Genomic DNA, 25992 nt, shown 5'->3' on the forward strand with positions numbered 1-25992 from the left:
GGTTCTGTTCTTTTTTGATCACGAACTCTCGTATAGTGACCGCGAATTCACGACCTGTGCCATGTCTCCCAGCCGCACGAGGACCAGACGGGACCGATGACCGCGCCCACGCATTCCGGCGACCGACCCTCCCTCCGTACGTTCGTCTCCGCCCTCGCCGTCACCGGTGTGCTGTCGGCGCTCGCGGTCTGCGCGGCCGTGGCGGTGGCACCGGGCGCGGCACGCACCCCGCTCGCCGGCGGCGGAGCCGTGGCGGCGGTCGTCCTCAGCGCGGCGGTGGCCACGGCCGCGCACGCGCGGCGCACCGTGCGGGACACCCGGCAGCGGCTGGAGGGTGTCACCCAGGATGTCGGACGGCTGCTCCAGCAGCAGGCCCGTACGACCGAGGAGGCACGCCAGGAGCAGCAGCGGCTCGTGGACGAACTGGCCCGGCAGCGCGCCGAGCTGACGGAGTCGTTCACCGCCGAGCAGGACCGCCTGGTCGCCGAGGGCACCCGGGAGCTGGACCGGCTCCGGCAGGAGAACGCCCGGCTGGCGGACGAGTTGGAGCAGGCCCGGCGGGAGCGGTCGGCCGCGATCTCCGCGACCTCCAACGCCGCCGCCCGGATGCAGGCCCTGGCCACGGCCACGCTCGCCGACCTGCGGGCGATGGAGGAGCGGCACACCGACGAGGACGTGCTGCACGATCTGCTCCATCTCGACCACCGCACCGCCCAGGCCGGCCGGCTCGCGGACTCCATCGCCGTACTCACCGGGGCTCGTTCGGGGCGCCGGTGGGCGCGGCCGATCAGCATGGAGTCGATCCTGCGCGGCGCGATGGGCCGGATCGCCGGGTACCGGCGGGTGCGGGTGCACTCGACGAGCGAGGCCGCCGTCGCCGGGCACGCGGCCGAGGGCGTGATGCACGCGCTCGCCGAACTCCTGGACAACGCCGCCAACTTCTCACCGCCCACGGCCGAGGTCCACGTGTACGTGGAGGAGGTGCCGGCCGGGGTCATCGTGTCGGTCGAGGACAGCGGGCTGGTGATGGGCGACGTACAGCTGCGCCGCGCCGAGCGCGCGGTCGCCGGGGACGTCTCCGGGCTGGGCGGTCTGACCGGCACCCGGCTCGGGCTCGCGGTGGTCGGCCGGCTCGCCCGCAAGCACGGGCTCAAGGTGTCGTTCCGGCCCTCCGCGCGCGGCGGCACGGGCGTGCTGCTGCTCATCCCGCAGTCCATCCTGTCCGGGCCCGCACCGGCCGCCGCGGCCCCGCCCGCGCCGAGCGAGACACCCGCGCAGAGCGTGACGCCGGCCCCGGCGCCGCCCGCGCTGGAGGCCACCCCGGTCCACGAGTCGGCCGCGCCGGCCGAACCGGGCCCGGCCGGACTGCCCAAGCGGCGCCGGGGCCGTACGCTCGCCGAGGCCGAGCGCGGCCGGTCCGCGTCCGGCACCGGGCAGCGCGGCACGCCGACCCCGGAGGAGGGCAAGGCCCGCGCCGCCCGCTTCAGCAGCTTCCGCCAGGCCGTCCGCCCGTCGGCCCCGGCCGGCCCGCGGCCCGCGCCCGCGGCCGGCCCGTCGGAGGAGGCGACCCCGGCCCGCCCGACCGACCCGTCGACCGATCCGTACGGTCCGTCCGGTCCCGCTGTTCCCTCCGGTTCGCCCGGCGCAGCCGGCCCGCTCGGCGCAGCCGACGCGTCTCACGCGCCGACGCCGGACGGCGGCCCGTCCGCCGTGGCACCGCCGGCCCCGGACGACCGGACCACCGCGGCCGAGACGACCGACGACGACCGGACCGCCGTACCCCCGGCCACCGCCGCACCGGCCGGCCGTACCCCGTACGGGGACGACGAGCCCGGCTCGTACGGGGCCGGCGAGCCCGGCCCGCACGACACCGCTGAGCACGGCTCCCCCGCCCCCTCCCGCCCGCACACGCACACGCCCGCACACAGCCCCTCGTACCCGGAAGGCGACACCACTTCATGACCGGCCCGACCACCGCCGACGACAAGCTCACCTGGCTCCTGGAGGGCCTGCTGGAGAGGACTCCGGGTGCCCGGCACGCGCTCGTGCTGTCCCGGGACGGGCTGAAGCTGTGCCGGACGCCGGAGCTGAGCGTCGACCAGGCCGACCAGCTGGCCGCGATCGCCGCCGGCATCCAGTCGCTGTCGCACGGCGCGTCCGTGGAGTTCGGCGACGGCAGCGGCGGGGTGCGCTCGGCGATGACCGAGTTCTACGGCGGTGTGCTGTTCATCGTGGAGGCGGGCGCCGGCGCCCATCTGGCCGTGATCACCACCGAGGACGCGGACGCCGGTGTCGTCGGGCACAACATGAGCGAGCTGGTGGAGCAGCTCGGCACGTACCTGACCGCTCTGCCCCGTACGTCATGAGCGGACCCGGCAGGAACCGTCCGGGCCGCGACGACGCTCCCGACCGGCTGTACACCATCACCCAGGGACGCAGCCGGTCCGCCCCCGACAACCCCTTCGACCTGGTCACCCTCGTGGTGGCCGAGTCGGAGCCGACGGCCGGCATGCAGTCGGAGCACGTGGCGATCCTGAAGCTGGCCCAGTCCCCCACCTCGGTGGTGGAGATCGCCGCCGAGCTGCGGCTGCCCGTGAGCATCACCAAGGTCCTGCTGTCCGATCTGCTGGCGGCGGGCCGGGTCAGCGCCCGGCACCCGCGCCGGCCGGCCATCACCGATCCCGACATCCTGGAGCAGGTGCTCGTTGGACTTCGCAACCTCTGACGCCCGCACCCCGTTGGGTGCCTCCGCCGACCAAGGCTTCAAGATCGTGGTCGTGGGCGGCTTCGGCGTCGGCAAGACCACGCTGGTCCGCTCGGTCAGCGAGATCCGTCCCCTCAACACCGAGGAGACGATGACCCAGGCCGGCGAGGCCATCGACGACACCGCCCAGGTGCGCGGCAAGTCCGCGACCACGGTGGCCTTCGACTTCGGCCGGATCACCCTGGACGCGCGCAATGTGCTGTACCTGTTCGGCGCGCCGGGCCAGGAGCGGTTCTGGTTCCTGTGGGACCGGCTGTTCACCGGCACGCTCGGCGCGGTCGTCCTCGTCGACACCCGGCGGATCGACGACTCCTGGTACGCCATCGACCGGCTGGAGCACCACGGCACGCCGTTCATCGTGGCCTGCAACGACTTCGGCGGTCCGGTACGGGCCGGGGCGGACGTCCGCGAGGCGCTCGACCTGGATCCGCAGGTGCCGCTGGTCGACTGCGACGCCCGCTCCCGGGAGTCGGGCAAGCAGGTGCTGATCACGCTGGTGCAGCACGTGAAGAACCGGTACGCCGACCCGTCCGCGCGGGCGGGCCTGCCCCGACAGGAGTTCGTGTGACCACCCCCGACGCCGTCCCGCTCAGCGGCCCCCGGTTCCAGACCGACCCCGCGCGCCTGTACCGGGAGATGCGGCGCGACCACGGCTCCGTGGTGCCGGTGCTGCTCGACGGTGACATCCCGGCCTGGCTGGTGCTCGGCTACCGGGAACTGCACCAGGTCACCGGCGATCCCGTGCTGTTCAGCCGGGACTCGGACCTGTGGAACCAGTGGGAGAACATCCCCGCGGACTGGCCGCTGCTGCCGATGATCGGGCGCAAGCAGCCGTCGATCCTCTACACCGTCGGCGAACGGCACCGGCAGCGCGCGGCGATGGTGAGCAACGCGCTGGAGGCGGTGGACCCGTTCGAGATGCGCGGGCACGCCGAGCGGTTCGCGGACGAGCTGATCGACGCGCTGTGCGCCGAGGGCGAGGCCGATCTGATCGCGCAGTACGCCATGCTGCTGCCGGTGCGGGTCCTGGCCCGGCTGTACGGGTTCTCCGACGAGGAGGGCCCGGCGCTGGTCACCGCCCTGAACGACATGATCGACGGCCGGGAGCGGGCGCTGGCCGGGCAGGCGCATCTGGCCGGTTCCATGGCCCGGTTGGTCGCGGAGCGCAGGAAGGAGCCCGCGGACGACGTGGTCTCCCGGATGCTCGCCGACGACAGCGGGTTCAGCGACGAGGAGATCGTCCAGGACCTGATGGTGATGATGGCGGCCGGGCACCAGCCGACCGCCGACTGGATCGGCAACTCGCTCCGGCTGATGCTGACCGACGACCGGTTCGCCGCCTCCCTGTTCGGCGGGCGCAACAGCGTCGCCGAGGCGATGAACGAGGTGCTGTGGGAGGACACGCCCACGCAGAACGTGGCGGGCCGCTGGGCCGCCCGGGACACCCGTCTCGGCGGCCGGGCCGTCCGGGCCGGTGATCTGCTGCTGCTCGGTCTGCAGGGCGCCAACTCCGATCCGCAGGTGCGCACCCACGCCTCGGAGTTGACCGGCGGCAACAACGCGCACTTCTCCTTCGGCCACGGCGAGCACCGCTGCCCGTTCCCCGCGCAGGAGGTCGCCGAGGTGATCGCGCGGACGGGCATCGAGGTGGTGCTGGACCGGCTGCCGGACATCGACCTGGCGGTGCCCGCCGACTCCCTCACCCGGCGGCCCTCGCCCTGGCTGAGAGGACTGACCAGACTGCCCGTCCGGTTCAGCCCCGTACCAGCCCGCTGATCCCGCGTCGCCCCGGCCGGTGCGTCGTGCGGCCGGGGTCCGGGGAGTGACTTCCCCGGGCCGGCGCCGTACCCGCGCACTTACGACCCCTGCCCTGGGAGGCATGTCAGATGACGACCGGTACCGCAGCACCCCGTATCGCCCTGGACCCCTTCGTCACCGACCTGGACGCCGAGAGCGCGGCCCTGCGCGCGGCCGGTCCGCTCGCCGAGGTCGAACTCCCCGGCGGCGTCCCGGTGTGGGCCGTCACCCACCACGCCGAGGCCAAGGCGCTGCTCACCGACCCGCGCCTGGTGAAGGACATCAACGTGTGGGGGGCCTGGCAGCGCGGTGAGATCCCCGCGGACTGGCCGCTGATCGGCCTGGCCAACCCGGGCCGCTCCATGCTCACGGTGGACGGCGCCGACCACCGCCGGCTGCGCACGCTGGTCGCGCAGGCGCTCACCCCGCGCCGGGTGGAGCGGATGCGGGAGCGGATAGCGAAGCTCACCCAGGACCTGCTGGACGCGCTGCCCACGGACGGCCGGACCGTCGACCTGAAGTCGGCCTTCGCCTATCCGCTGCCCATGTACGTGATCGCCGATCTGATGGGGATGGCGGAGGCGCGACTGCCCCGGCTGAAGGTGCTGTTCGAGAAGTTCTTCTCCACCCAGACCCCGCCCGAGGAGGTCGGGGCGACCCTCGCCGAGCTGGCGGGGATCATGGCCGAGACGGTGGCGGCGAAGCGGGCCGAGCCGGGCGACGACCTGACGAGCGCGCTGGTCCTCGCGGCGGAGGACGGCGACCGGCTCACGGACGAGGAGATCGTCTCCACGCTCCAGCTGATGGTGGCGGCGGGCCACGAGACGACGATCTCGCTGATCGTCAACGCCGTCGTCAACCTCTCCACCCACCCCGAGCAGCGCGCCCTGGTGCTGTCCGGGCGGGCCGACTGGTCGGCGGTGGTCGAGGAGACGCTGCGCTACTCCACGCCGACCTCGCACGTGCTGATCCGGTTCGCGACCGAGGACGTGCCGGTCGGCGACAAGGTGATCCCGGCCGGGGACGCGCTGATCGTGTCGTACGGCGCGATCGGGCGCGACGAGAACGCGCACGGTCCGACCGCGGGCAGCTTCGACATCACCCGTGAGACGCGCAACCGGCACATCTCCTTCGGTCACGGCCCGCACGTCTGCCCCGGCGCCGCCCTGTCCCGGCTGGAGGCGGGCATCGCCCTGCCGGCGCTGTACGCGCGGTTCCCGGGCCTGGACCTGGCGGTACCGGCGAGCGAGCTGCGCAACAAGCCGGTGGTCACCCAGAACGACCTCTTCGAACTGCCGGTACGGCTGAACCCGTAACGCCGGCCCGGTCGTCGCCCGGGCCGCCCGCCGGCGGTTCCGGGCGCCCCGGCGCACGCGCCGGGGCGTCAAATCCGTGTTCGCCGATTCACCCCGGGCAAGGGTGAGCGGCACAGAAGTGGGTGGGCGTTTCAGGCCACGGCCGAGCTGGCGATTGGTGCCAGGGATACCTGTGTGACGGGAGGGACAGGATCCCGGCGGCCCCGGCCTCCGGTGGGAAAGGGGCGTACCCGGACGGCCGTTGAAACCAGCCGTACGAGGTTGGCCGGAGCCGTTCGGCCGTCTCTTCCCGGGGTGACGCGCATGCGCTGCTCTGGCTGGCGTTCCGGCGTCGCCTCCGGCGTGTGTACGGCCGGTTGGGGGCGCGTTCCAGCAACGCCGACGCAAGGGGAAGACCCATGACCACTCCGCCCGCCGCTCCGCTCCGGGTTGCCCTGGTCAACGGCAGCTTCGAGCAGCCCACCGTCACCAACTTCGAGATCCTGCCGGACGCTTCGCAGACCCAGGCGCCCAAGTACGTCCCGGGCTGGCGCACCACCGCGACCGACCACATGATCGAGCTGTGGCGGTCCGGGTTCAACGGCGTTCCGGCGGCCGAGGGCGCGCAGTTCGCCGAGCTCAACGCCAACCAGGTCGCCACGCTCTACCAGGACCTGCCGACCACGCCCGGGTCCACCCTGTACTGGCGGCTCTACCACCGTGGCCGGCTGGGACAGGACACCATGGCCCTGGACATCGGCGCGCCGAGCTCACCGGTGGAGCAGCGCCGCTTCACCGACGGCAACACCGCCTGGGGCTACTACACGGGCACCTACACCGTCCCGGCGGGACAGACGGTGACGCGGTTCGCCTTCCGGTCCGTCTCCGCCGCGGGCGGCAACCGGGGCATCGGCAACTTCCTCGACGGCGTGTTCTTCGGCACCGCGCCCTTCGTGGAACTGACCAAGACCGGCATCCCGCAGGGGCCGTTGGAGGTGGGTGACGTCATCACCTACCGCGTCACCGCGAAGAACGAGGGCGGCGGCGCGGCGGAGAGCCTCGTGCTGACCGACGACATCCCGGAGGGCACGGCCTATGTGCCCGGGTCCCTGCGCATCGTCGACGGCCCGAACGCGGGCGCGAAGACCGACGAACTGGGCGACGACCAGGCCTACTTCGACGAGGAGACGAACAGGGTCGTCTTCCACCTGGGCAACGGCGCGAGCGCCGGGCAGGGCGGCAGCCTGCCCAGCACGGAGACCGTCCCGGCGGGCACCACGGTGGAGTACCGGGTGGTCATCGACCGGTCCGCCGGCGGCACGCAGATCAGCAACACCGCCACCGCCACCTACGAGAACCGGCTCGGCGACACCCCGCAGCCGCTGACCGCCACGTCCGACGAACAGATCACCGAGGTCCTTCCGGCGGCCGACCTGACCGTGACGAAGGCCGCCGACGCCACCACGGTGACCGTCGGCCAGACGGTGACGTACCGCATCACCGTCCGCAACACCGGCCCGAACGAGGCCACCGGAGTCGTCGTCGCCGACGAACTCCCCGACAGCCTCGCCTTCCTGTCCGCCGACAGCGCCTCCGGCACGTACGACCCGGAGACCGGCGAGTGGGCGGTCGGCGACGTACCCTACGGCGCCACCGCGACCCTCGTGCTGCGCGCCAAGGCCACGGAGGCCGGCCCGCTCACCAACACCGCCACGGTGACCGGCAACGAGACGGAACCGGACCCCTCCGGCAACACCGACTCCGTCACCATCTGCGTCGAACCGGCCCCGTCCTGCTGCGCACCGTGCGCGCCACGCGCCTAGCGACCCGCGCCGTCCGTACCACTCCTCGGGGCCCCGGTGCCGTGCCCGCACGGCACCGGGGCCTTCGCGGTCACTCCGCTCCGCCGGCCGGGGTGTCGCTGCCGCGCGACTCGCTCCGCGGCGGGGTGCGCGGGGCGATCACGCCGTGCCCCGGAACGTCCGGTGCCTGGGAGAGCCTGTGCTTGACACGGCGCAGGGCCGGGTTCACCTGCCGTCGCATGACCTTGCGCAGACGTCCGAGGTCGCTCAGGGCCCGCACCGCGGTGGGGTCGAGCCGGACGAACTCCGGTTCCCAGCCCGGACCGAAGGTGATGAAGCCGCGCGTCCCGACCATTCTGATCTCGGTGTCCGGGTTCTTCAGGGCCGGGTAGTCCGGCAGCCGGGACCCGAGACTCGCGGCTTCCGGTTCCTCGAACTCGGCCGCGCGAGCGGCGAATCGGGCCTCGGCCGCGCTGCGGAAGAGGTCGTACTCGGCCTCTTCCGTGAAGACCATGACGAGCAGCCGCTCGGGAGGCAGGAGACGCACGGCCTCCGTGAGCTCCCACAGTGTTCCCTCGCTGGTTCCGGTGGCGAGTACGACCAGCCGTGCCTCGCGGATGAGGTCGCTGACGGTCGGCTGCCAGTCGTCGAGGGGCAGGTAGAACCGCCGGGCCCCCGACAGCGGCAGCCGTTCGCCGGGTCTGCCCACGGCCACGACACGGCCCAGCCTGAACCGCAGGGACAGCACCATGTCCTCTTCGTACGTGCGGCTCAGGGGGGTCTGGAGTCGCCGCACCGGATTGCGGGAGGTCGCCGGCTTGACCCCGTACAACTGGTCGTCGAGGTCGAAGGGACGCAGGTAGAGGACGTACGAGCGCGGTTCGAGAAGACCCGGGTCCTTGATCAGCCGTGTCGTGTGGCGCCTGCCGAAGCGGGACATGCGGCTCCCGGCGAAGACCGCGGCGACGCCGGCCACGATCATGAGCACGCCGGTGACGATGCCCTGCACCCGGCTTTCCCCGAACAACAGGGGGGTGCGGATGTGGTTGGCGCCGCCGAGGGCCACGCCGAACCCGACCAGTCTCGTCACGCACCCGGCGCCACGGGCTCCGCAGCCGACGCTCCGGAACTGGCGGGGCCCCGTCGGCGACCCGTTCGCTGCTCCCTTGTGCATGGAGTGAGAGGGTACTCACTCACCGTGCCCGTGTGGGGCGTTCGTTCAGGAAGACGCCCCCGGTCGACGGTCCCGTTGTCCCTCCAGGTGACGCGCCGCCGCACGGATGGCCTCGGCGTACGGCGTGTCCGCGGCGCGCGTCCGCGAGTCGAGTTCCTCGTAGGGCACCAAGGCGTCGTGCGAGCTGTCGATCGTCTGCATCCAGGCGGACCACGCGTCGTGGACGTCCTCGTCGCGGACCTGCTCCCCCTTGGCTCTCAGCAGCACGGCGTAGAGCCGGAACAGGTCGTCGGCGTCCGCGGGAGGGGTGGCGCCCGGGGGCAGGCAGGACCGGATCAGTTCGGCGAGCGGATCAAGGTAGGTCACAGGGACAGTGTGCCCGCCAGCAGGGCCAGATGCGCCAGTGCGAACACCAGCGGGACGACGCGCTCGGAGGTGCCCAGCTCCGCGTACCGCTTCAGCCGACCGGGGGTCGGGGCACCCTTCAGGACGTCCCACTCGTCGGTGAAGATCCTGACCGGCAGGCGTCCTTCGAGGGTGTTGATGACCGTGAACTTGGCCGAGTTGAGGTGCCGGTAGCTGCGCAGCTGCATCCACCAGGCCGAGGACAGGGTGACGCCGCCCATGGCCATGACCAAGGACACCCACCACGGTGACTCCGCGAGCTCGGGCATCCCGAGCCCGACCAGGCTGACCAGCGCGGTCTGCACGGAGAGGAAGAAGGCGTTGGCCGTCCCCCGGCGCGCGGACACCCGGTCGGCCATCTCCACCGCGAGCTTGTACAGCTCGAGCACGTCCCGCTCTTCGTCCCGCTCGGCGGACACCTCCGCCGGTGCCGCCCCGCCGACCCCTCGCGGACGAGGATCCAGGCCGGCGAGTCCGCCGAGTCCGCTCTCTCCGACACGATCGGCTTCCATCAGGCTCCCGCGAACTGGCGACGGTCCACTGCGCGCATCGTAGGCCCGGGACGGGGGCGGCGTCAGCCGTTCACCGCAGGTCGCCAGGGTCTCCGTGGCCTGCCGTGCGGGGGCGACCGACGAGCCGTCAGCCCTTGCCGCCGCCCCGGCCCCCGTCTCCGCCACCCGCATGCCCGGCCCGCCTTGACTTCGAGTGTGCTCCAACTCGTAGCGTCGCCGGTGAGACGACAACCCACTGTGCGGAAGGAAATCCCATGCACAAGCGCGGTCTGCGGGATCTTCAGGTGTCGGCCATCGGGCTCGGATGCATGGGGATGTCCGCCTTCTACGGCTCCACCGACCGGGCGGAGGGGATCGCGACCATCCGGCGGACCCTGGATCTCGGGATCGACTTCCTGGACACCGCGCAGCTGTACGGCCCGCTCACCAACGAGTCGCTGGTCGGCGAGGCGGTCAAGGGACGCCGGGACGAGTATGTGATCGCCACGAAGTTCAACTACCGGATGGACGGCGCCGTGCCCGGCGACATGAGCACCATCGGCCCGCAGGACGGCTCGGCCGAGCACGTCCGCAGCTCGGTGGAGGGCTCGCTGCGACGCCTGGGCACCGACCACATCGACCTGTACTACCAGCACCGCGTCGACCCGAACGTGCCCATCGAGGAGACGGCCGGCGCGCTCGGCGAGCTGGTCGCCGAGGGCAAGGTGCGGCACATCGGGCTGAGCGAGGCGAGCGCGGAGACCATCCGGCGCGCCCACGCCGTGCACCCGGTCACCGCCGTGCAGAGCGAGTACTCGCTCTGGTCGCGGGACGTGGAGGCCGAGGTGCTGCCCGCGTGCCGGGAACTGGGCATCGGCTTCGTGCCGTACTCGCCGCTCGGCCGGGGCTTCCTCGCGGGCCGCTTCGCCTCGCCCGAGGAGCTGGACCAGAACGACTACCGCCGTACGAACCCGCGCTTCACGGACGCCAATCTGGCGGCGAACCTGCGGCTCGCGGAGAAGGTCAAGGAGATCGCCGCCGAGAAGGACGTGACCCCGGCCCAGCTGGCCATCGCCTGGGTGCTGGCGCAGGGCGAGGACCTGGTGCCGATCCCCGGTACGAAGCGCCGCACCTACCTGGAGCAGAACGCCGCCGCGACCGATATCGAGCTGACCGCGCAGGACCTGGCCCGGATCGACGCCGAGCTGCCCGAGCCGGCGGGCGAGCGGTACGACGAGGCGGGGATGCGCGCCATCAATCTGTAGGCGGCGGCCTCTGGGCGACCGGCCTGTGGATGCGCCTGTGAGGAACCCCACGCGGGCGGCGACGGGCCTGCTCGGAGGGCGTTTTCCCAGCTCGGCGGCCCTGGTGCGCGGTCGGTGTGGTGATGACTCGGCCGTCCCGTCTGCCACCATGGTCGGCGTTCTGACCAGGCGGCCCGGCCGTGCGACGCAGCCGGCCCGACGGGCCCCGCCGGTCTTCCCCGCCCTCTGGTTGTCGAGTACCCCGCCGTGCCCTCTGCCTCCGCCGTGTCCCCATCCGCCCACGCCCCGGCCTCCCGTTCGCCGTGGCGGTCCCTGCGCCACCGCGGTATGCGGTGGTGGTCGGCGGCCAACTTCGTCTCCAACGCCGGTACGTGGATGCAGCTCACGGTGCAGAACCTGCTCGTGCTGCACATCACGGGCTCGGCCGCGGCGACCGGTCTGTCGATGTCCGTCCAGGCGGCCCCCGCGCTGCTGGTGAGCCTGCTCGGCGGCGCGGCCGTGGACCGCTGGCCCCGGAGGCTGACGGTCGCCGTCAGTCAGGCGCTGCTCGGCGCGGTGGCCTTCACCACGGCGCTGCTCGTGGCGCTGGACCGGATCGACATGCCGGCGCTGCTGGTGCTGGCCGCGGTGACCGGCATCATCGCCACCGTCGACGGGCCGGCCTGTGCCCTGCTCGGCAACGATCTCGTGCCCGTGGCGGACGTGCCGTCGGCGATCGGGGTGGGCGCGCTGGTGCACAGCGCGGGCCGGCTGGCCGGAACCGCCCTGGCCGGGGTGGCCGTCGGCTTCCTGGGCACGGCCTCCGCGTACGCGGCCAACGGGCTGTCGTTCCTGTTCGTGGCCTCGGTGGTGCCGTTCCTGCGGCCGGCCGCCGGGGCCGTCGAGGAGGCGGCGGCCGGACCGCGGGAGGCGCCGGCCCGCGCGGCCATGACCGTGCGGGAGGGGGTGGCCTTCTTCGTGGGCAGGCCCCGGCTGGTCGCCCTCGCGGGCATCACGGGTCTCAGCTCCGTCTTCGGCCGCAACTACGGTCTGACCCTCGCCGTCCTGGTCACCGGGCCGCTCGCGGGCAACGCGGGGGCGTTCGGCACCGTGTCGACCGTGCTGGCCGTGGGCGGCATCATCGGCGCGGTCCTCGGCGCCCGGCTGCGCAAGCCGTCCGTGCGGACCGTGGGCCTGCTCGCGGCGGCCGGCGCGCTGCTCCAGGTGGTGGCCGGGCTGTCCCCGTCGCTGGCGGTGCTGCTGGTGCTGGTGCTGCCGATGGCGGTCGTGGAGTCCGTCTCCGACACCGCCGGTACGGCCGTGCTCCAGACCGACCCGCCGCCGCACTTGCGCGGCCGGGTGCTCGGGGTGTGGAGCAGCGTCGGCACGGTGTGGAGCCTCGGCGGACCGCCGCTGCTGGGTCTGCTGATGGAGTGGGCCGGGGCACGCGGCGCCCTGGTGGCGGGCGGACTGCTCATCGCCGGGTCGATCGGCGCGGGCCTGCTGGTGCGCCGCCGGGGCGGGCCGGTGCCGGTGCCGGTGGCCGCCAGGGACGGCGACCTGACCGGCCGTGAGGCCCTGGGTACGGCGGCCTGACGGGCCCAGTCGGGACAGGGCCGCCGTAACCGCCTACCCGGCGAGTACGCCCCAGGTCAGGCCGCCGTACCCGGCAGGTGGTACACGTGGAACGCCTGTCCGATCACCGGCTGGGCGACATTGCGTACGCGCACCCCGCCGGTGGTCATGCCGTGCTCGGTACCGGCGTGGGCGTGGCCGTGCACCGCGAGATCGGCACCCGCGGTGTCGATCGCCTCGGCGAGCAGGTAGCTGCCGAGGAACGGGTAGATCTCCAGCGGCTCCCCGGCCAGGGTGTCCGGCACCGGGGAGAAGTGGGTCAGCGCGATCCGTACGTCGCAGTCCTGCTCCTCCAGCTCCTTCAGGGCGCCGTGCAGGCCGTCGGCGCACCGGCGGGTGTAGCGGACGAACTCCTTCATGAGGGGTTCGCCAAACTCCCCGGCGCAGCGGCCGACGAAGCCGCCGCCGAAGCCCTTGGTCCCGGCGACCCCGATCCGGGCCCCGTCGGCGGTGACGACGGCGGCCTCTCCTTCGAGCACGTGGGCGCCGGCGTCCCGGAGGATCGCGGTGACCTCCTCGGGCCGTTCGTCGTGGTGGTCGTGGTTGCCGAGTACGGCGACGACGGGCACCCCGAGGTCCTTGATCTCGCGGGCCACGACCGCGGCCTCCTCCGGTGTGCCGTGCCGGGTGAGGTCGCCGGCGAGCAGCAGCACGTCGGCGCACTCGGGCAGGGTCTCGAAGGCGGAGCGCAGCGTGCCCTGGCTCTCGGGGCCCATGTGAATGTCCCCGACGGCCGCGACGCGGATCATGTCAGGTCCTCTCCGTGGTCGGGCGAGGAGGTCCCGGCGATGAGCAGGTCGCTGTGGACGGGATGCCCCGCCAGTTCCTCGCGGGCCATGCGCAGGATGTCGTCCCGGCACTGGGTGGACGGCACGGTGCCGGTGAGCAGGACGACGTCGCCGCGCAGTTCGAGTCGTACGCCGAGTTCCCCGAGCTCCCCGGAGGCGAGGTGGTCGGCGAGGTGGGCGACGCGGTAGTCCAGGTTCCCGGCCGCCGGCGGGGGCGGCGGGCTCGTATCGGTCATGGCCGGCCCTCCCGGGCGTCGATGGCGTCGATCACGTTCAGCCGTTCGAGGAGGAAGAGGAAGGCGGCGGGCATGGGCTCGGCGCCGCAGGCCGCGCGGACCGCGTCCCAGTCGACCTTCTCGCGCACGGCGCGGGCCACCGGCAGCACGGAGCCGAAGTCGCAGTAGTGCTCGGAGAAGGCGCTGATCAGGCTCTGGATCAGGTCGGTCGGGCTGAGGACGGGCATGAGCACCGAGTCGACCGGCAGGACGTGGGCCCGGTCGAGCATCTCGCGGGTCACGGGCTGGTGGGCCAGCGAGAAGATGATGTCGACGTTCTGGCCGTGACAGGTGGTCTTGATCAGCCAGTCCTCCGGCGGGACCCGTACGGCGAGTCCGGCCTCCCGCAGGGTGGCGGCCACCGCCTCGGCGTCGTCGGGGAGGATGGCGAAGTCGGCGTCGTGCTGGAGGTAGCGGCTGCCGCCGTGGGCGTAGACCGCCACGCTTCCGGCGAGCGCGAAGGGGTGGCCCGCGCGTTTGAGGAGGGCGCCGATCTGCTTGGCGGCCTCCAGGATCGCCTGGCTGCGGTCCTGTGGCAGCTGCGCCGGAGCCGGGCCGGACTCGGGCGGCGCCTCGCTCGCCTCGGGACCGGGCTCGGGCCGCGACGCCTGGCTCTCCGCGACCGGCGTGGGCCGCGGCTCGGACCGTCCGGAGGCCGACGCTCCCTGCGGCTCCGTCTTGCCGGGGGCCGCCCCGGACTGCGGCGCCGCGGTATCGGAGGCCGTATCGGGCCGCGGCGCCGCGGGATCGGAGACCGGCGCGGGCCGTGGCCCGAGAGGACTCGGAGGCGGCGCGGACGGCAGTTCCGTGGGATCCGTGGCCGAGGCGGCCCTCGGTTCGGTCGGCTCGGCAGCGGAAGCGAGCCCCGGTCGCCTCGGGCCCGTCGGTCCCGTCGGCTCGGAAGCGGAAGCCGGTCCCGGCCCCGTCGGCTCGGAAGCGTAGGCGAATCCTGGCCCCACCGTTCCCGTCGGCTCCATCGGCTCCATGGCCTCCATCGGGCTCCTCGGTCCCGTCGAGCCCGTCGAGCCCGTCGGCTCGGAAGCGTGAACCGCCCTGGTCTCCGTCGGCCCGGGCTCGGGCGTCGGCCGCGTACCGTCGGGGGCGAGGCGGAGTTCGGTGACCTCTGCCCGCCGCAGGGGCGCGGTGTCCTCCCCGTCGTGCGTCATGACCTCTCCATTCGGCACCCTTGCACCCCGGGCGGCCGGATCGGCCCGGGGGTGGTACGGGTACCCGGGGCGCCGCCCGCGACACGGCGCCCGGCGGAGGTTCACTCCTCCACGACGAGCGCCGGGGTGCCGGCGGTGAGGACCCGGCCCCGGAAGAAGGCCGGGTCGCGGCGCCGCATCACCAGCATGATCACCGCGCCGAGGAGCAGCAGGCCGACCCCGATGACGAAGACGGAGCCGACACCGAGGACGGCCGAGCCGCTGCCGTAGGCCGGGTCCCACATGTCGTAGAGGGTCTTGCCGAACACGGCGGTGAGCAGGATGCCGCCCAGGACCGGGAAGAAGCCCTTGAAGAGGGCGTCGCGGGCGGAGCGGGTGAGGTCGCGGCGGAAGTACCAGGCGCAGGCGAACGCGGTGAGCGCGTAGTAGAAGCAGATCATCAGACCGAGGGCGTAGATGGTGTCGACGAGGACGTGCTCGCTGACCAGCGACATCACCGTGTAGAAGACGCCGGTGGCGACGCCGGCGGTGACGGTGGCCCGGCCGGGGGTGCGGAACCGCTCGTGGACGCGGGCGTAGGAGGCGGGCAGGGCCTGGTACGTCGACATGGCGAGCACCGTGCGGGCGACCGGGATGAAGGTGGTCTGGAGGCTGGCCGCGGCCGAGGCGAGGACGGCGGCGAAGAGCAGGATGCCGCAGAGGTGGCCCATGACCGGGCCGGCCAGGGCGGCGAAGACGTTGTCGGAGGTGTCCGGGTTGGCCAGGCCCAGGCCTTGGGTGCCGGAGCCGACGGCCATCTGGGCGGCGACGCCGGTGACGAGGTAGGAGCCGACCAGGACGACCATGGCGATCAGGGCGGCCCGGCCCGGTGTCTTCTCGCTGCCGACGGTCTCCTCGTTGGCGGTCAGACAGGTGTCCCAGCCCCAGTACATGAAGATCGACAGGGACAGTCCGGCGCTGAAGGAGGCGAAGGAGTCCACCTCGAAGGGGTTGAGCCAGGACCAGGAGAAGTCGGTGTGTCCGGGGAAGGTGCCGGTGCGGGCCTTGTCCAGGGCCAGGACGACGAAAAGGGCGAGCACCACGAGCTGGAGTCCTACCAGCGCGTACTGCACGCCCTTCGTGGTGGTCATGCCCCGGTAGCTGACCGCGGTGGCGGCGGCGATCAGGGCCAGACAGGTGACGATGTGCACGGCCTTGTCACCGTCGAGGTCCGCCACCGCGTCGCTGCCGGTGATCTCGCCGGCCAGCAGCCAGAAGTAGGTGGTGGCGACGCCGGCGAGGTTGGACAGCACGATCACGGTCGCGATGACCAGACCCCAGCCGCACATCCAGCCGACGTGCGGGCCGAACGCCTTGACCGTCCAGGTGAAGGAGGTGCCGCAGTCGGGCACGGCCTTGTTCAGCTCCCGGTAGGCGAAGGCGACCAGCAGCATCGGCAGGAAGCCCGCGAGGAAGACGGCCGGCATGTGCAGGCCGACCTCGCCGGCGGTGGAGCCGAGCGTGGAGGTGAGGCAGTAGACCGGTGCCACGGTGGACAGGCCGATGACCGCGCTGCCCAGCAGGCCGATGGAATTTCCGCCGAGGCCCTTGCCCCGTACTCCGTCGCCGGGTGCCGTGTCGCGGGCGTCCGGCCTCATCGCCGTCTGTGTCATGACACAGGACGCTAAATGCTGCGATTTCGGTTGAGGGTGGTTCAGATCACCCGTCAAGCACCTTTATTTCGCAGGCCAAATCGGGAAACCAGCCGGTATTTGAACGGAGAATGACGCTAGTCGATCCGCTTCATGAAGGCAAAGCGATCAGCGACCGCCATTCGGGAACCGCAGGGGCACCCGGAATGCCCGATTCCAAATCCGCCGGTGTGACGTGCGTCTCACACACCCCGGGCGCAGGCTGGGAGGCATGGCACCCCGGCTCGGTCGCGCGCGACCGCGGCAGCCCTGGCCGTCGGCCCGCGCGCTGCTGGTACTGCCCGTCGCGCTCATCGTGGTGATCACCGTGGTGGACATGCGGGCCCCCTACGACGTGCACCTCGGACCCGCTCTGGTGATCGCCCCGGCGCTCACCCCCTCCTTCGCGGGCCCCCGCACCACGGCGGCGGTCGGCGCCCTCGCGGTGGCCGCGCAGGTCTTCCTCGGCGTCACCCACGGCGGGCTCGGCACCACGAACCACATCGTCCAGATCATCACCCTCACCGTCCTGGTCGTGCTCACCGTCCTCTACAGCGCCCTGCGGATGCGCCGGCAGGCCCAGCTGGCCCGGGTCCGCACGGTCGCCGAGGCCGCGCAGCAGGTGCTGATGTGGCCGCTGCCCGAGCGGATCGGCGCCGTGCGCATCGCCTCCCTGTACCTGGCCGCCGAGGACGAGGCGCAGATCGGCGGCGACCTCTACGCGGCGGCCCGGTGCGACGGCGCCGTGCGCGTACTCATCGGGGACGTCCGCGGCAAGGGGCTGCCCGCCATCGGGGAGGCGGCGCTGCTGCTCGGTGCCTTCCGGGAGAGCGCGCACCGGCGCGTCCCGCTGACGGAACTCGCCGCCACGCTGGACCAGAGCATCACCCGCTACGCCGCCGAGCTGGACCGCCCGGAGGAGGAGGGCGAGCGGTTCGCCACCGCGCTGCTCGTGGAGATCCCGGACCATGAGCCGGTCACCCGGATGACCAGCTGCGGCCATCCGCCGCCGCTGCTGCTGAGCCCCGGCCACGTCGTCACGGCCCCGAGCCTGCGCCCCGCACCGCCGCTCGGGGTGCAGTACGGCGTCGAGCACGCGCTGGACGAGTTCTCCTTCGAGCCGGGCGACACGCTGCTGCTGTACACCGACGGGGTCGTGGAGGCCCGGGACGAGCGGGGCCGGTTCTATCCGCTCGCCGACCGGGTGGCGCGGTGGACCGGGGACGGCCCGGAGGCACTGATGCACCATCTGCGGCGCGATCTGCTCGCCCACGCCGGCGGCCGGCTCGGCGACGACGCCGCGCTCATCGCCGTGCACCGCACCACCGCCGTACACCGTCGCCACCACCACGGGTGAGCGGCCGGCGCGGGGCCGCCGGCGGACACGGCGGAGGCGTTCACCCGTCCGTGCCGCGATGTTCAGCCCGGGGGGTGGCCGGCCCCGCGGGGCCTTGCGAGAATCCGCCACGCGCCCGGCGGCGGACTCCCCCGCCCGCTCAGACCCGAGTGAGGTTCCCGATGTCCGTACGACACCCGTCCCTACGGCACACGTCTTCACGCCACCCGTCTTCGAGGCACACGTCCTTACCCCACCGGTCCCCGCGACGCCCGCTCCGGCCCCTGGTCGCCGGGCTGGCCGTGCTGTCCACGCTGCTGAGCCCGGTGGCGGCGCACGCGGCGCCGGACGGTCCCGCGCCGGCCCGCTTCGACCTCCAGGCGCACCGCGGCGGTCTCGGCCTGACCACCGAGGAGTCGCTGGAGGGCTTCGGCAAGGCGCTGCGGCTCGGGGTGTCCACGCTGGAGCTGGACACCCAGATCACCCGGGACCTGAAGGTGGTCGTCAACCACGACCGGCAGATCAGCGGCGTCAAGTGCCGGGACACCGGCCCCGTCACGCCCGGCGACCCGATGTACCCCTACGCCGGCAAGTACATCAAGGATCTGACGCTGGCCCAGATCAAGACGCTGGACTGCGGCTACCGGCAACTGCCCGGCTTCCCCGAGCAGGAGGTCGTCAAGGGGTTCCGGATGGTGGAGCTGAAGGACGTCCTCGGCCTGGTCGAGCGCTACCGCGCCCGGGGCGTGAAGCTGAACATCGAGACCAAGGTGGAGGCGGGCGCGCCCGAACAGACCGCGCCGCGCGAGGTGTTCGTGCGCCGGGTGTACGAGGAGATCCACCGCTCGGGCATCGAGCGGCAGGTCACCATCCAGTCGTTCGACTGGGGCGCGCTGAAGGTGATGCACCGGCTGGCGCCGAGGTGGCCGCTGGTGGCGCTGACGAACCACGACTTCCTCCAGGTCGGCCGGCCCGGCGCGTCCCCGTGGCTGGGCGGGATCGACGCCGACGACTACGGCGGTGACTTCGTCCGGGCGGCGGCGACCCTGCCCGGCGTCACCACCCTCTCCCCCAACTACGGCTTCCCGCAGAGCGGCAAGGTCGGCGACCCGGACTTCCGGTTCTACTCCGACGCGGCCATGGTCGCCGAGGCGCACGCCCGGGGGCTGAAGGTGGTGCCGTGGACCTGTGACGACCCGGCGACCGTCGAGGCGCTGATGGACCTGGGCGTCGACGGGATCATCACCGACTATCCCGACCGGGTACGGCGGATCATGGCCGGCCGGGGCATGCGGCTGCCGCGCTCGTACCACCCGCACGGCCGCGCCTGACCGGCGCCCCGGGTGCGCGGAGCGCGGACCCCGCCCCGAATGGGGCGGGGCGGGGTCCGGGTCAGGCGGCCGGCTCCAGGCCGGTGATCTTCAGGGTCTTCAGGTCGGACCGGACGTCGATCCGGCTGACCTGGGCGTGCGGGCCGTCGCCCCAGGTGAGGGTGACCCGGTTGGTGGCGTGGCCGGCGCCGGAACCGGTGTAGGTCACCTTCCACTTCACCGGCACGTTCTGCGCGAACAGGATGCCGTCGGCGTGCTCGCGCCGCTCGTAGGCGGCGACCGCCTTCTGCGCCCCGGCGGAGAGGTAGAAGCCGCGCAGGGCCTTGGCGCTCGCCGCCGCCGTGGGGTCATCGGCGGCCCAGACGGCGTCGATGTAGGCGCCGTAGAAGTCGGCCACGTGCTGGGTGGCGCTCCGGGGGTCGCCCTGGGCGGGCGAGGACGCGGCGGTGACGCGCGGGGTGTGGCTCGTGGTGCCGCCCGCGAGGGCGGGGGTGACGGCGGCCAGGGTGAGGCCGGCGGCGAGGGCCGTGGCGGTCAGGAAGGTCTTGCGGCTGTGCTCGGACATATGTCTCGTTCCCCCGGATTCTTCGCGACCGGGCCGATCCCGGCCTTCGACGGTCCCTAAGACCGCTTTCCGGTCGCTCCGGTTCCGTGGCCGGGGGGTGGTTTCCTCCGGCCCTGCCGCGGGCGGGTCGCTGCGGTCCGGTCGGGCTCGTTGCCTGGGGCTGTCTTCCGGTCGTCGCGGGTGCGGCGACCGCCCGGCCCGCCGTACGGCCCGTCGTACGTGTCGCACGACGAGGGGCGGGGCCGGGGTCCGGGAGGTGGGTCGGACCCCGGCCCCGGGTCTGTCACGGCTTGCGGGCTACCGCGCCGTACATGGCGATGTCCTCGTCCCGGATGCCGTGCGTGCCGCCGTCGGGATGCCACTTGTGCACCTGGACGATGCCGGGCTCGACCAGGTCCAGGCCGTCGAAGAACTCGCGGGTCTCGGCCAGGGTGCGCAGCCGCATCGGCATGTCGCGGGCCGCGTACTCGCGGGCGACCCGGCCCACCTCGGCGGGGGCGAACTCGGCGGTGCCGATGGACATCGCGAGGTAGCTGCCGGAGGGCAGCGGCTCCAGCAGCCGGCGCACCACGCCGACCGCGTCGTCCGCGTCCAGCATGAAGTGCACGATGGCGATGACGGTGAGGGCGACGGGCCGGCTCAGGTCCAGCGTCTCGCGCAGTTCGGGGGCGCCCAGGATGGCCGCCGGGTCGCGGAAGTCGGCCTCCACGTACGCGGTCCGACCCTCGGGCGCGCTGGCCAGCAGGCCCTGGGAGAGGGTGAGCACGATCGGGTCGTTGTCGACGTAGACGACCCGGGACTCGGGGGCCACGGCCTGGGCGATCTCGTGCAGGTTGGGCGAGGTCGGGATCCCGGTGCCGATGTCCAGGAACTGCCGTACGCCCGCGTCCTCGGCGAGCCAGCGCACCGCGCGGTTCATGAAGTCCCGGTTGGCGCGCATGTGCACCGGGAGCGCGGGCCACTCCCGCGTCATCGCCTCGCCCGCCTCCTGGTCGGCGGGGTAGTAGTCCTTGCCGCCGAGTATGTAGTCGTAGATGCGGGCGGAGTGGGCGTTCTCGGTGTCGATCCGGTCGGCCGGCCATCCGTTGTCGGGCAACGCCGTGTCTCCCATTCGGGTCAGGGGTCGGGCCCTCGCGTCGGCACGTGCGGGGGCGGTTGCGCGGGGTGGTGCGACGGGCGGATACGGTCGGCGGCTCACCACTCCTCGCGCAGCGCGGCCAGCAGTGTCTCGGTCTTCCGGGCGGACGGCGCCTGGGCGCTCAGCCGGTCCAGGGCCTCCCGGTAGACCACCACCTCGTCGGGCTTGTCCAGGTACTCGGCCCTGGCCAGGCCGCTGAGGTAGGCGATGTCGGGCAGTTCGCGGGCGCGGAACCGGAAGAGGTGGAAGGCGCCGGCCCACAGCGCGGGATGCGGTCCGGCCGCGAACGGCATGACCTGCACGGTGACGTGGGGCAGCCGGCCCAGCTCGATGAGGTGGTCGATCTGCGCGCGCATCACCCGCGGGCCGCCGACCGGCCGGCGCAGCACGGTCTCGTCCATCACCACCCACAGCCGCGGTGGTTCGGCCCCGGTCAGCAGCTTCTGGCGGCGGGTGCGCAGCGCGACCCGGCGTTCGGTGATCTCGGCGGGGGCGTGCGGGTAGGACGCGGTGAGCAGGGCGCGGGCGTAGTCCTCGGTCTGCAGCAGGCCGTGCACGAACTGGTTCTCGTAGCCGCGCAGTTGCAGGGCCGCCTGCTCCAGGCTGAGGTAGGCGGGCAGCCAGTGGGGTACGACGTCGCGGTATGTGTGCCACCAGCCGCGCTTGTTGGCCTCGCGCACGGACTGCAGGAAGGTGTCGACCTCCTCCTGGTCCGTGACGCCGTAGACCTGGAGGAGTTTCTCGGCGTCCGCGAGCCGCAGCCGGGCCACCTTGGCGGCCTCCATGCGGCGGATCGTGGAGTGGCTGACCCCGATGGCCGCGCCCGCCTCGGCGAAGCTGAGGCCGGCCCGGGTGCGCAGCTCCTCCAGCCGTCTTCCGAGGATCATGCGCAGCACGGAGGGTGCGCCGCCCCACTCGGTCTCCACGGTCACGCCCACCCCCCTCGTCAGCTTCGGCCGTCCGCTCAGGCGGATCGGTCACCCGCCCATTCGATCACGTTCCGTCGGATGCAGCATGCACTTCGCCACTTGCAAATTTCAACTTGCCGGTTGCGATGCCCGGTTGGCAGGTGCCAGAGTGGACCCGCTGCTCCGGCCCGACCCACGGAGCAGGCGGCACGTCCGGCCCGGGGCAGGACAGGCCGCCGGCCGGGCCTTTCGGAAGGCGCCGAACGCGTCCGCCGGCCGCGCCCCCACGCACGAGGCCGGACGAAAGGCGTACGGCGATGACACCGTCCTCTCCCCCCGACGGCTCCCCCGCCCGGCCGTCGGCCCCCGCCGCCGCGGACCGCTCCCGCGCGGCGGGGGGCACCCCCCGGCCCGGCCGGCGGTACCGGGCGGGGCGAGCGTGCCGCCCCGGCGTGCGGATGCCGTGCCCCGCCCTGTGAACCACCCGGAGGCGAGTGTCCTGGTCGACTCCCTGGGCTCTGCGGCCCCGACCGGCTCGCCTCCGGGGCTTCCCGCACCCTGAACCGGCCCTCTTCCACGGCGTCCGGCCCAACCCGAGGCCGGGCGGCGGGCGGAACCGGTCGTGCCCGACCGGCGGAGCGGACATATGCTGCGAAATGCCGCCCCGAAGGGAGTGCTCATGGCCGACACGCCCACCGACCCCACCGCCGCACCGGCGTCCACGTCCGGGCCCCCCGCCGGCGAGCTGACGCTGTGCCCGCTCGGCTTCGAGCACCTGGCCGCCGTCCTAGATCTCGGTCACCGGGTGTACGACACCGACGCGATGCCCTACACCGGCTGGTCGCTGTCGGCGGTCGCCGGGCACCTGGACGCGCCGGATCCGGCCTGTTTCGTACTGCTCGACGGGGACCGCGTCGCCGGGTTCGTGCTCGGTTCGCTGTCCTTCGAGCAGCGCGCCGACTGGGGCTACCTGGAGTGGATCGCCGTCGACCCCGACTACCAGGGGCGCGGGGTGGCCTCCCGGCTGGTGCGGGAGTGCTGTGCCCGGCTGGCCGAGGCCGGCGCGGTGTGCGTGGTCACGGACGTGGAGCGGCGCAACACCGCCTCCGCCGAGCTGATGCGCCGCAACGGCTTCGCGGAGGAGGCCAGCGTCAGTCTCTTCGTCCGCCCGCTCGCCGACGCGCCCGCGGCCGGCACGGACCGGCCCCGGGGCGGCTCCGGGCCACGCCGTCACCTCACCCGCGCGGCGGCCGAACGGGTCCGCTGACGCCGGCCCGGCCCGACCGGGCCCTTCCTGCCCCGGCCCGGCCGTCGTCGTCCGGTTCGCGCCGGGTCGCGCGGCGGCGGTGGTCCGGCCAGCGCACGTCGTAGGCCCAGCCGAGGCGTTCGAACCACGGCCTTGAACGAGCCGTGGGTGAAGTGCCGGTGGAAGCCGGCCGTGATGCCGAGCCCGCTGACCGGGTGGAAGGCCACAGCGAGCGCGAAGCCGACGGGGCTCGGCCCGTGCCGTCAGGCCCGCGGCACGGCGGCCGGCAGCGCGAGGAACGGCACGGCGACGAGGACGCCGATCATCGGTTGCTCGCCGGTGGGCCGGGACGGGCCGCCGCCGGCGGGGTGGTGTCGGAGATCTCGGAGGACTGGTCGGCGGCGGTGAAGGCGAGTACGGCGTTCTGGCCGCCGAAGCCGAAGGAGTTGCTGACGGCGGCCGCCATCCGGTGCGGACGGGGCACCTTGGTGACGATGTCCAAGTCCATCGCCGGATCGAGCGTGTCCAGGTTGGCGGTGGGCGGGATCAGCTGGTGGCGCAGGGTGAGCACGGTGCACGCCGCCTCGATGGCTCCGGCGCCGCCGATGGCGTGCCCGATGGTGCCCTTGACGGCGGTGACGGGCGGGGGGCGGCGGAAGACGCGGTGCAGCGCGTTGTGTTCGGCGGCGTCCCCCTGGGGAGTGGCGGTGCCGTGGGCGTTGACGTGGTCGATGTCCTCGGGGGCCAGACCGGCGTCGGCGAGGGCGGCGCCGAGGGCGCGGGCGGCGCCGTCTCCGTCGGGGTGCGGGGCGGTGAAGTGGTGGGCGTCGCAGGAGGCGCCGAACCCGGCGAGCAGCGCCTGGGGCCGTACGCCCCGGGCGCGGGCGTCCGCGGTGCGTTCCAGAACGAGGACGGCGGCGCCCTCGCCGAGGACGAAGCCGTCCCGGTCCCGGTCGAAGGGGCGGGACGCGGCGTCGGGGCTGTCCGCGCGGCGGGACAGCGCGCGCATCTGGGCGAAGCAGGCGGCGGTCATCCGCAGCCGGGCCGACTCGCTGCCGCCGGCCAGGACCAGGTCGCAGCGGCCGGACAGCAGCCAGTCCCGGGCGAGGCCCAGCGCGCTGGTGCCGGAGGCACAGGCGGTGCTGACCACCATGTTGGGGCCGAGCGCGCCGAGGTCCAGGGCGATCTCCGCGGCGGCCATGTTGGGCACGCTGCGCGGCAGCGCCAGCGGGGAGACGCGCTCGGGGACGGCGTCGGCGAGCCGGTCGAACTCGGCCTGCCAGCCCTGCATGGAGCCGGTGCCGACGCCCATCACCACGCCGACCCGGGCGCCGTCCCAGCCGGCCGGGGCGAGCCCGGCGTCGGCGACGGCCTCGCGGGCGGCGAGCAGCGCGAAGGTGGTGAACAGGTCGAGCCGCCGGGCCAGCCGGTGCCCGAGCAGGGCGGGCGTGTCCAAGGCGGGGACCCGGCAGGAGAAGGCCACGGGCAGCCCGGCCAGGGCGGGGTCGGCGGCGGCGGTGGACTGCCCGGCGCACAGTCCCGCCCAGGCCGCGTCCCGGCCGATGCCCGCCGGAGTGATCAGACCGAGCCCGGTGACGGCGACCGGGGCCCGGGGCGCGCCTGTTTGCACCTGCTGCATGAGCCGTGATTATCCGGACCGGACGGGCCGGCCCCGCGCCACGACGGCTCGTTCGGCCAGGGAGGGGACGCGCTACCACCCGGATGCGCGAACGGAACGACGGATCCGCCTGCGCGGCCCGCCCGCACGGGGCCCGGGCGGGCGGGACCGGCCGGGAGAGGGCCCGGACGGGCGGAACCGACCAGAAGAGGGTTCGGGCGGGCGGAACCAGCCGGGAGAAGGTTTGGGCGGGCGGAACCGGCCGTGACGATGCGGTGCCCTGCGCTTCCGGGCCAGGTTGGCCGGTACGGTCCGGTACCCCGACCGGGCGGGCGGCACCGGCCGGGGCAGGGCCCGGGAGGGTTGAACCGGGCGGGAGAGGGCCCGGACGGGCGGGACCGGCCTGGACAGGGCCCGGCCGGCGGGAGCGGCCGAACGGGGCGGTGCCCTGCGCTTCCGGGCCGGGTCGGCCAGTACGGTCCGGCACTCCGACCGGGCGGGCGGGCAGGTACGGTGCCGCCCCGTCGGATCAGCCGCTCCCCACCGCCCCCTGTCCCGCCGGACCGGCCCTCGTCCCGTCCGCCCCCTCCTCCAGAGCGCGGACCGCGGTCGTCCAGGCCTCGGCGAGGGCGGTTTCCAGGGTGTCCACGGGGTGGTCGGAGGTGTCCAGGCGGAGGGCGGGGCCGATGTGGACGTGGACGTGGGGGCGGCGCAGCGGCGCGGTGGCCCAGCCGGCGAGCTGCTTGGCGCGGCTGCCGGAGGAGACCCGGCGGGCGCCGGCGTGTCCGACCGGGATGACCGGCGCGCCGGTGGACAGCGCGAGCCGGACCGCCCCGGACTTCAGGCGGCCGGGCGGGCGGTCGTGGGAGGCGCGGTAGCCGGGCAGGCCGCCCTCGGGGTAGATGAGCACGTCCCGTCCGGCGGCCAGCGCGTCGGCCGCGTGCCGGAGGGCGTCCGGGGCGCGGCGGCTGCCCCGGTGCACGGGTACGTAGCCCTCCCGGGTGAGGGCCCGGCCGAGCAGCGGCACCCGCCACAGCCCGGCCGTGACCAGCACGGCGGGGCGCAGGCCGAGCCGGTGCAGGGTGCCGATGAGCAGGACCGGGTCGAAGAACGAGGTGTGGTTGGCGGCGAGGAGGCGACCGGTGCCGGGCGGCCGCGCCAGATTGCCGGTGCCGGTCACGCTCGTGTCGCTGAATACGGGCACCAGCGCCCCGGCCAGAGCCGACAGCATCGGGCACTCCTCTCCGCCGCGTCCCCCAGGCGCCCATCGTCGCCCGCGCCCGGCCCGCCCGCACCCCTCTGCCCCGAATGCCTGTCCGGCGTGCGGGGGCCGCGGGCCGGTGG

The 25992-nt window shown here is 73.6% G+C and carries 23 protein-coding genes and 1 pseudogene; 12 read left to right on the forward strand and 12 right to left on the reverse strand.

What is annotated here, in order from left to right; translation table 11 throughout:
• Positions 1-96: 96 nt before the first annotated feature.
• From IH25_RS0119085 to IH25_RS0119115, 7 genes are all read left to right on the forward strand, one after another.
• Complete coding sequence (locus IH25_RS0119085; RefSeq protein WP_030611433.1) at positions 97-1962, forward strand: sensor histidine kinase; 1866 nt, start codon at positions 97-99, stop codon at positions 1960-1962.
• Complete coding sequence (locus IH25_RS0119090; RefSeq protein ID WP_030611435.1) at positions 1959-2366, forward strand: roadblock/LC7 domain-containing protein; 408 nt, start codon at positions 1959-1961, stop codon at positions 2364-2366. Before IH25_RS0119085 ends, IH25_RS0119090 begins: the two co-directional genes overlap by 4 nt.
• Positions 2363-2725, forward strand: a complete 363-nt coding sequence (locus IH25_RS0119095; protein WP_030611437.1) for a DUF742 domain-containing protein — start codon at positions 2363-2365, stop codon at positions 2723-2725. The genes IH25_RS0119090 and IH25_RS0119095 overlap by 4 nt, the downstream gene beginning before the upstream one ends.
• 13 nt (positions 2726-2738) lie before the next feature.
• The gene (locus tag IH25_RS0119100; protein ID WP_030611439.1) at positions 2739-3332 is read left to right on the forward strand and encodes a GTP-binding protein; all 594 of its coding nucleotides are present in this window, start codon (positions 2739-2741) and stop codon (positions 3330-3332) included.
• Positions 3329-4540 (forward strand): cytochrome P450, encoded by a 1212-nt coding sequence (locus IH25_RS0119105; RefSeq protein ID WP_030611441.1) that lies wholly within the window; start codon positions 3329-3331, stop codon positions 4538-4540. The genes IH25_RS0119100 and IH25_RS0119105 overlap by 4 nt, the downstream gene beginning before the upstream one ends.
• A 110-nt stretch (positions 4541-4650) precedes the next feature.
• Entirely contained in the window at positions 4651-5877 is a 1227-nt protein-coding gene (locus IH25_RS0119110; RefSeq protein WP_030611443.1) for a cytochrome P450 family protein, read from the forward strand.
• 398 nt (positions 5878-6275) lie between these two features.
• Positions 6276-7679: a DUF7507 domain-containing protein gene (locus IH25_RS0119115; protein ID WP_030611446.1), complete on the forward strand. Its 1404-nt coding sequence runs from the start codon at positions 6276-6278 to the stop codon at positions 7677-7679.
• Between the two features lie 70 nt (positions 7680-7749).
• On the opposite strand, the gene IH25_RS38600 is transcribed toward IH25_RS0119115, so the two are convergent.
• The 3 genes from IH25_RS38600 to IH25_RS0119130 form a co-directional block, all read right to left on the reverse strand.
• Positions 7750-8748, reverse strand: a complete 999-nt coding sequence (locus tag IH25_RS38600; protein ID WP_051754020.1) for a hypothetical protein — start codon at positions 8746-8748, stop codon at positions 7750-7752.
• Positions 8749-8877: 129 nt separating this feature from the next.
• A complete protein-coding gene (locus IH25_RS0119125) occupies positions 8878-9198 on the reverse strand; it encodes a DUF7701 domain-containing protein (protein ID WP_030611453.1) in 321 nt (106 codons plus the stop codon).
• Positions 9195-9749, reverse strand: coding sequence for a RipA family octameric membrane protein (locus tag IH25_RS0119130; RefSeq protein ID WP_051754021.1), 555 nt, complete (start codon positions 9747-9749; stop codon positions 9195-9197). Before IH25_RS0119130 ends, IH25_RS0119125 begins: the two co-directional genes overlap by 4 nt.
• Before the next feature lie 254 nt (positions 9750-10003).
• Here IH25_RS0119130 and IH25_RS0119135 point away from each other — a divergent pair, with 254 nt between their 5' ends.
• Together IH25_RS0119135 and IH25_RS0119140 are read left to right on the forward strand one after the other, a co-directional pair.
• Complete coding sequence (locus IH25_RS0119135; RefSeq protein WP_030611459.1) at positions 10004-10993, forward strand: aldo/keto reductase; 990 nt, start codon at positions 10004-10006, stop codon at positions 10991-10993.
• A 327-nt stretch (positions 10994-11320) separates the two neighbouring features.
• Positions 11321-12568: an MFS transporter gene (locus IH25_RS0119140; protein WP_030611462.1), complete on the forward strand. Its 1248-nt coding sequence runs from the start codon at positions 11321-11323 to the stop codon at positions 12566-12568.
• A gap of 56 nt (positions 12569-12624) precedes the next feature.
• Here the strand turns inward: IH25_RS0119140 and IH25_RS0119145 are convergent, their stop codons facing one another.
• The 4 genes and pseudogenes from IH25_RS0119145 to IH25_RS0119160 all read right to left on the reverse strand — a co-directional run bounded on the left by IH25_RS0119145 (position 12625) and on the right by IH25_RS0119160 (position 16488).
• Positions 12625-13356: a metallophosphoesterase family protein gene (locus IH25_RS0119145; protein WP_030611465.1), complete on the reverse strand. Its 732-nt coding sequence runs from the start codon at positions 13354-13356 to the stop codon at positions 12625-12627.
• The gene (locus IH25_RS0119150) at positions 13353-13631 is read right to left on the reverse strand and encodes a BON domain-containing protein (RefSeq protein WP_030611468.1); all 279 of its coding nucleotides are present in this window, start codon (positions 13629-13631) and stop codon (positions 13353-13355) included. The genes IH25_RS0119145 and IH25_RS0119150 overlap by 4 nt, the downstream gene beginning before the upstream one ends.
• Positions 13628-14230, reverse strand: a pseudogene (locus IH25_RS0119155) (nucleotidyltransferase family protein); the annotation flags it as partial. The pseudogene IH25_RS0119155 and the gene IH25_RS0119150, both read right to left, overlap by 4 nt.
• A gap of 707 nt (positions 14231-14937) precedes the next feature.
• Entirely contained in the window at positions 14938-16488 is a 1551-nt protein-coding gene (locus tag IH25_RS0119160) for an APC family permease (protein ID WP_030611474.1), read from the reverse strand.
• A gap of 250 nt (positions 16489-16738) precedes the next feature.
• Here IH25_RS0119160 and IH25_RS0119165 point away from each other — a divergent pair, with 250 nt between their 5' ends.
• Both IH25_RS0119165 and IH25_RS0119170 read left to right on the forward strand, forming a co-directional pair.
• On the forward strand, positions 16739-17863 hold the full coding sequence (locus tag IH25_RS0119165; RefSeq protein WP_030611478.1) for a PP2C family protein-serine/threonine phosphatase: 1125 nt from the start codon (positions 16739-16741) through the stop codon (positions 17861-17863).
• Positions 17864-18144: 281 nt separating this feature from the next.
• Positions 18145-19173, forward strand: a complete 1029-nt coding sequence (locus tag IH25_RS0119170; protein ID WP_030611481.1) for a glycerophosphodiester phosphodiesterase family protein — start codon at positions 18145-18147, stop codon at positions 19171-19173.
• A gap of 61 nt (positions 19174-19234) precedes the next feature.
• Here the strand turns inward: IH25_RS0119170 and IH25_RS0119175 are convergent, their stop codons facing one another.
• The 3 genes from IH25_RS0119175 to IH25_RS0119185 form a co-directional block, all read right to left on the reverse strand.
• Positions 19235-19738, reverse strand: a complete 504-nt coding sequence (locus IH25_RS0119175) for a hypothetical protein (RefSeq protein ID WP_030611484.1) — start codon at positions 19736-19738, stop codon at positions 19235-19237.
• Positions 19739-20021: 283 nt separating this feature from the next.
• On the reverse strand, positions 20022-20834 hold the full coding sequence (locus tag IH25_RS0119180) for an SAM-dependent methyltransferase (protein WP_030611486.1): 813 nt from the start codon (positions 20832-20834) through the stop codon (positions 20022-20024).
• Between the two features lie 98 nt (positions 20835-20932).
• Positions 20933-21808, reverse strand: coding sequence for a helix-turn-helix domain-containing protein (locus tag IH25_RS0119185; RefSeq protein ID WP_030611489.1), 876 nt, complete (start codon positions 21806-21808; stop codon positions 20933-20935).
• A 655-nt stretch (positions 21809-22463) separates the two neighbouring features.
• Between IH25_RS0119185 and IH25_RS0119190 the strand changes: the two genes are divergently transcribed.
• On the forward strand, positions 22464-23051 hold the full coding sequence (locus tag IH25_RS0119190; RefSeq protein ID WP_078844311.1) for a GNAT family N-acetyltransferase: 588 nt from the start codon (positions 22464-22466) through the stop codon (positions 23049-23051).
• Between the two features lie 301 nt (positions 23052-23352).
• Here the strand turns inward: IH25_RS0119190 and IH25_RS0119195 are convergent, their stop codons facing one another.
• A complete protein-coding gene (locus IH25_RS0119195; protein ID WP_078844312.1) occupies positions 23353-24669 on the reverse strand; it encodes a beta-ketoacyl-[acyl-carrier-protein] synthase family protein in 1317 nt (438 codons plus the stop codon).
• A gap of 508 nt (positions 24670-25177) precedes the next feature.
• Complete coding sequence (locus IH25_RS0119200) at positions 25178-25879, reverse strand: lysophospholipid acyltransferase family protein (protein WP_051754022.1); 702 nt, start codon at positions 25877-25879, stop codon at positions 25178-25180.
• Positions 25880-25992 lie beyond the last annotated feature (113 nt).

Origin of the sequence: Streptomyces achromogenes subsp. achromogenes, from assembly GCF_000720835.1 — a bacterium.
Classification (GTDB): domain Bacteria; phylum Actinomycetota; class Actinomycetes; order Streptomycetales; family Streptomycetaceae; genus Streptomyces; species Streptomyces achromogenes.

Bases quoted from the DNA above. Each gene is read 5' to 3' on its own strand.
- IH25_RS0119115 (WP_030611446.1), top strand. From the start codon at position 6,276: ATGACCACTCCGCCCGCCGCTCCGCTCCGGGTTGCCCTGGTCAACGGC.
- IH25_RS0119110 (WP_030611443.1), top strand. From the start codon at position 4,651: ATGACGACCGGTACCGCAGCACCCCGTATCGCCCTGGACCCCTTCGTC.
- IH25_RS0119200 (WP_051754022.1), bottom strand. From the start codon at position 25,879: ATGCTGTCGGCTCTGGCCGGGGCGCTGGTGCCCGTATTCAGCGACACG.
- IH25_RS0119090 (WP_030611435.1), top strand. From the start codon at position 1,959: ATGACCGGCCCGACCACCGCCGACGACAAGCTCACCTGGCTCCTGGAG.
- IH25_RS0119150 (WP_030611468.1), bottom strand. From the start codon at position 13,631: ATGACCGATACGAGCCCGCCGCCCCCGCCGGCGGCCGGGAACCTGGAC.
- IH25_RS0119095 (WP_030611437.1), top strand. From the start codon at position 2,363: ATGAGCGGACCCGGCAGGAACCGTCCGGGCCGCGACGACGCTCCCGAC.
- IH25_RS0119145 (WP_030611465.1), bottom strand. From the start codon at position 13,356: ATGATCCGCGTCGCGGCCGTCGGGGACATTCACATGGGCCCCGAGAGC.
- IH25_RS0119195 (WP_078844312.1), bottom strand. From the start codon at position 24,669: ATGCAGCAGGTGCAAACAGGCGCGCCCCGGGCCCCGGTCGCCGTCACC.
- IH25_RS0119130 (WP_051754021.1), bottom strand. From the start codon at position 9,749: ATGGAAGCCGATCGTGTCGGAGAGAGCGGACTCGGCGGACTCGCCGGC.
- IH25_RS0119165 (WP_030611478.1), top strand. From the start codon at position 16,739: ATGGCACCCCGGCTCGGTCGCGCGCGACCGCGGCAGCCCTGGCCGTCG.
- IH25_RS0119190 (WP_078844311.1), top strand. From the start codon at position 22,464: ATGGCCGACACGCCCACCGACCCCACCGCCGCACCGGCGTCCACGTCC.
- IH25_RS0119160 (WP_030611474.1), bottom strand. From the start codon at position 16,488: ATGACACAGACGGCGATGAGGCCGGACGCCCGCGACACGGCACCCGGC.
- IH25_RS0119135 (WP_030611459.1), top strand. From the start codon at position 10,004: ATGCACAAGCGCGGTCTGCGGGATCTTCAGGTGTCGGCCATCGGGCTC.
- IH25_RS0119140 (WP_030611462.1), top strand. From the start codon at position 11,321: ATGCGGTGGTGGTCGGCGGCCAACTTCGTCTCCAACGCCGGTACGTGG.
- IH25_RS0119085 (WP_030611433.1), top strand. From the start codon at position 97: ATGACCGCGCCCACGCATTCCGGCGACCGACCCTCCCTCCGTACGTTC.
- IH25_RS0119175 (WP_030611484.1), bottom strand. From the start codon at position 19,738: ATGTCCGAGCACAGCCGCAAGACCTTCCTGACCGCCACGGCCCTCGCC.